At 57.7% G+C, this 4,694-nt stretch carries 3 protein-coding genes and 1 tRNA gene; 1 reads left to right on the forward strand and 3 read right to left on the reverse strand.

The window, feature by feature from the left end:
- The 3 genes from pyrG to uvrB form a co-directional block, all read right to left on the reverse strand.
- Positions 1-966 (reverse strand): CTP synthase (pyrG, locus tag AC2VNK_RS09490; RefSeq protein ID WP_486883575.1); only part of this gene is annotated, 966 nt, incomplete at its 3' end.
- A gap of 214 nt (positions 967-1,180) precedes the next feature.
- Positions 1,181-2,233: an NAD(P)-dependent alcohol dehydrogenase gene (locus AC2VNK_RS09495; RefSeq protein WP_486883576.1), complete on the reverse strand. Its 1,053-nt coding sequence runs from the start codon at positions 2,231-2,233 to the stop codon at positions 1,181-1,183.
- A 104-nt stretch (positions 2,234-2,337) separates the two neighbouring features.
- Positions 2,338-4,365: an excinuclease ABC subunit UvrB gene (uvrB, locus tag AC2VNK_RS09500; RefSeq protein WP_291520981.1), complete on the reverse strand. Its 2,028-nt coding sequence runs from the start codon at positions 4,363-4,365 to the stop codon at positions 2,338-2,340.
- A gap of 134 nt (positions 4,366-4,499) precedes the next feature.
- On the opposite strand from uvrB, the gene AC2VNK_RS09505 reads away from it, so the two are divergent.
- Positions 4,500-4,576 (forward strand) — tRNA-Arg (locus tag AC2VNK_RS09505).
- The last annotated feature ends 118 nt before the right edge of the window (positions 4,577-4,694 follow it).

Consider the following 4,694-nt stretch of genomic DNA (forward strand, 5'->3'; position numbering starts at 1 on the left):
CACACTCCGCCGTGCCCGCAATCCGGCGTGAAGCAACGCCTCGGCCAGTGACTTGTAGGACTCGGTAAGCCCCACATATTTACCCACGAGGGCAATCGCCACCTCACCTTCCGGGTGTTCCAGGGCGTTTATGATGCCATTCCATACCGAAAGGTCAGGGGCTGGCACCTGCAGGCCGAGATTCTGTACCACCAGATCATCCAGACCCTGTGCATGGAAAAGCAGCGGAATGCGGTAGATGCTGTCGGTGTCGATAGCGGAAATGACCGCCCTTTCCGGCAGATTAGAAAAGAGCCCGATTTTAGCCCGGTGATCGGCTGGTATAGGCCTGTCGGCACGGCAGAGCAGCACATCCGGCTGGATACCGATGGCACGCAGTTCACGTACCGAGTGCTGGGTGGGCTTGGTTTTCATCTCCCCGGCAGACGCCAAATAGGGTACCAGCGTCAGATTCATGAAGAGGGTATCACCCCGCTCCTCCTCTACCGCCATCTGCCGGATCGCTTCCAGAAAGGGCTGCGATTCAATGTCACCGACGGTACCACCGATCTCCACCAGCGCCACATCCGCATCCACCGCACCCAACCGGATGCGCCGCTTGATCTCATCGGTGACATGGGGGATGACCTGCACCGTGCGTCCCAGATAGTCGCCGCGCCGTTCTTTTTCAATAACAGTCTGATAAACCAGACCAGTGGTGAAATTGTTGCGCTTGCCCATCCGCGTCGAGAGGAATCGCTCGTAATGCCCCAAATCCAGATCCGTTTCCGCACCATCGGCCGTGACGAACACCTCACCGTGCTGGAAGGGGCTCATGGTGCCCGGATCGACATTGATATAGGGGTCTAGCTTGAGCATGGTGACCTTCAGCCCACGCGCCTCCAGCAGTGCGCCAAGAGCTGCGCCGGCGGCGCCCTTGCCCAGAGAAGAAACCACCCCACCTGTTACAAAAATGTATTTGCTCATAGGACTCGCAACGCGCGTTTAACCTGCGCATGGTAGCCAATTCGGACGTGCGGCACAACGCAAACCGCCTTTCTTTGGTGGCCCGCGCGCAGTTCCTGCTGCCTTGACATCTCGCCCCAAAACAAAAAACACGCCGGACTGTCGTTTGTGGCTTCAGCCTGGCGCGTATTCCGTCTCTTGCTGGAGGGGCTGGATATCTCCGGCCCCGGAGAACCTATTTCAGCGTCGCCATGTCTATCACAAAGCGATACTTCACATCGCTCTTCAGCATTCTTTCATAGGCGGTATTGATGTAGTCCATAGGGATCATCTCGATATCCGAACCAATCCCATGCTGCGCGCAGAAATCCAGCATCTCCTGCGTTTCCCGGATGCCACCAATAAGGGAGCCCGCGAGCTGCCGGCGCTTAAAAATCAGGTTGAAGACTTCTGGTGACGGATGGGGCTCTGCCGGAGCGCCCACCAGCGTCATCGTACCATCCCGCTTGAGCAGGTTCAGGAAGGTGTCCAGATTATGGGACGCCGCCACGGTATTGAGGATAAAATCGAAGCTGTTGGCATGGCTGGCCATTTGCGCGTCATCTTTGGAGATGCAGACCTCATCCGCCCCCAGCCGCTTACCATCCTCCACTTTGCCGGGAGAGGTGGTGAACAGCACCACGTGAGCACCCATGGCGTGCGCCAGCTTGACGCCCATATGACCAAGACCGCCCAGACCCACAATGCCGACCTTTTTACCTGGTCCGACACCCCAATGGCGTAAGGGCGAGTAGGTGGTGATACCGGCGCAGAGCAGCGGTGCCACACTCGCCAGATCTTTTTCATCATGCTGAATCTTAAGTACAAAGGATTCTTTGACCACCACGCTTTGGGAATAGCCGCCATAGGTATTTTCGCCACCGAATACCGGGCCGTTGTATGTTCCGGTGAATCCGTTATCGCAGTACTGCTCCTCACCCTCGGCACAGGACGGGCAGTGCCCACAACTATCCACCATGCAACCGACACCGGCAAAATCACCGACTTTAAAGTTTTTGACATCCTTACCGACGGCAACGACCCGGCCCACGATTTCGTGACCGGGAACAGCGGGGTACAGCGTGTTTTTCCATTCATTGCGGGCGGTGTGCAAATCGGAGTGGCAGACTCCGCAAAAGAGTATATCTATCTGGACATCATCAGGACCCGGCTCACGACGCAGGACTTCGTAGGGCGCCAACGGACTGCGGGCAGTCTGAGCAGCATAGGCTTTAGCCTTCATCATCATCACGTTCTCCTGTTATTACATACCGTCCGGTTGGTTTATAGAATAAGCAATGCCCTACGCGGCGTCAAGTTGCAAGGGGTACTTTTGTCCGTATGGGTCGCACTTCAGTCCTCTTCCAGAGATACCGGCAGATCGGTACCCAGCAGACGGGTCTCCAGTTTTTTGATGTCGTCCCGCAGCGTCGCCGCCTGTTCAAACTCCAGATTGCGGGCGTGACGGTACATGGCCTCCTCCAGCTCCTTGATTTTTTTAGAAACGGCTTTGGGGTCGCTGAGCACGCGATAATCCGCGTTTTTTTCCGCCGCGCGCGCGGCGGGTTGTGCATTGCGCCGATAGACCCCCTCAATCATGTCCGACACCGGCTTGATGATGCCGCGCGGGGTAATGCCATGCACCGCGTTGAACTGCAACTGCTTCTCCCGGCGGCGGTCGGTTTCGGCTATGGCGCGGGCCATGGATTTGGTGATGCTGTCGGCATAGAGAATGGCCCGCCCGTGCAGGTTGCGCGCGGCGCGCCCGATGGTCTGAATCAGGGACCGCTCCGAGCGCAGGAAGCCCTCCTTATCCGCATCCAGAATGGCGACCAATGCCACCTCCGGCATATCCAGGCCTTCCCGCAGCAGGTTAATCCCGATCAGCACATCGAACACCCCGGCGCGCAGATCACGAATAATCTCCACCCGCTCCACCGTCTCGATATCAGAGTGCAGGTAACGGCACTTGATACCCAGCTCATGGAGATAATCGGTCAGATCTTCGGCCATCCGTTTGGTCAATGTCGTCACCAGAATGCGCCAACCGGTACGCACAACGATGTTGATTTCACTGATCAGGTCATCGACCTGCCCCTTCGCCGGGCGGACGTCCACAGCCGGATCGACCAGACCGGTGGGGCGTACCACCTGCTCCACCACCTGGCCGGAGTGCTCCAGTTCGTAGGGACCGGGTGTTGCGGAAATAAACACGGTTTGCGGCATCAGCGACTCGAACTCGGGGAACATCAGAGGCCGGTTGTCCAGCGCCGAGGGCAGACGAAACCCGTATTCCACCAGGGTTTCCTTACGCGAACGATCGCCTTTATACATCCCCCCGAACTGCGGGACAGTTACATGGGATTCGTCCATAAACAGCAGGGCGTCCTTGGGCAGGTAATCCATCAGGGTCGGCGGCGCCTGACCGGGCACCCTTCCCGAGAGGTAGCGGGAGTAATTCTCGATCCCCGAGCAATACCCCAGCTCGGCCATCATCTCCAGATCGAAGCGGGTGCGCTGCTCCAGCCGTTGCGCCTCGACCAGCTTGTTAGCGCGACGCAGGTCGTCCAGACGCGAGCGCAGTTCATCTTTAATAGCGTCCAGTGCCGCGAGAATGGTCTCGCGTGGGGTGACATAGTGGCTTTTGGGATAGATGGTGTAACGCGGCAAACGGGTGATGGTCTTGCCGGTCAGGGGGTCAAAGAGCGATATGCGCTCCAGTTCGTCGCCAAAAAGCTCGATCCGAACGGCTTCGTCCTCACTTTCTGCGGGCCAGATATCGATGACATCGCCGTTGACGCGAAAAGTGCCGCGCTTCATTTCCAAAGGATTGCGGCTGTACTGCATCTCCGCCAGACGCTTGAGGATAGCGCGCTGATCCATGGTGGCAGACTCGCGCAGATGCAGAATCATGCCATGGTAAGAGGCCGGATCACCCAGACCGTAGATTGCGGAAACGGTGGCCACGATGATGACATCTGGCCGTTCCAGCAGGGCCTTGGTGGCTGATAGGCGCATCTGCTCGATGTGGTCATTGATGGCGGCATCTTTTTCGATGAAGGTGTCGGAGGAAGGAACGTAAGCCTCGGGTTGGTAGTAATCGTAATAACTGACGAAATACTCCACGGCATTGTGGGGAAAAAAAGCGCGCATCTCCGCATAGAGCTGCGCCGCCAGGGTCTTGTTGGGCGCCATGATGATGGCGGGCCGATGGGTGCTTGCGATGACGTTGGCCATGGTAAAGGTCTTGCCCGAACCCGTCACCCCCAACAGGGTCTGGAAAAATTCACCAGAAGCAAGGCCTTTAACCAACAGCCGGATGGCCTCCGGCTGGTCGCCCTGCGGTGGGAAACTGCTCTCCAGGGTAAAGCGCTTGTCCATGCTCTGCTCCGCTCGGCTGATACCACCAACCATACACGCTGGCAGCCGTCAGCGAAAAGGGGCACGCTCCGGCTTCCCTGACCGCCACCGGTCCTCTACAATGGCGCGGACGATTTATTGTCGGATTATCCCTTGCGCCTGTAGCTCAACCGGATAGAGCAACGGCCTTCTAAGCCGTAGGTTACAGGTTCGATTCCTGTCAGGCGCACCATATAAAACAGACAGTTAGGTGATACCCCAGACCATCATAAACCCATTGTGGGGCACTCTTGGGACACCAAGCCGCAACCCGTGGGCACTCACCGGCACCCAAACCGCACCCCTTAGCC

It is taken from the genome of Acidithiobacillus sp. TH-A35 (assembly GCF_057473505.1).

Excerpts from the sequence above, each read along its gene's own strand:
- uvrB (WP_291520981.1), bottom strand. The coding sequence starts at position 4,365 with ATGGACAAGCGCTTTACCCTGGAGAGCAGTTTCCCACCGCAGGGCGAC.
- AC2VNK_RS09495 (WP_486883576.1), bottom strand. The coding sequence starts at position 2,233 with ATGATGATGAAGGCTAAAGCCTATGCTGCTCAGACTGCCCGCAGTCCG.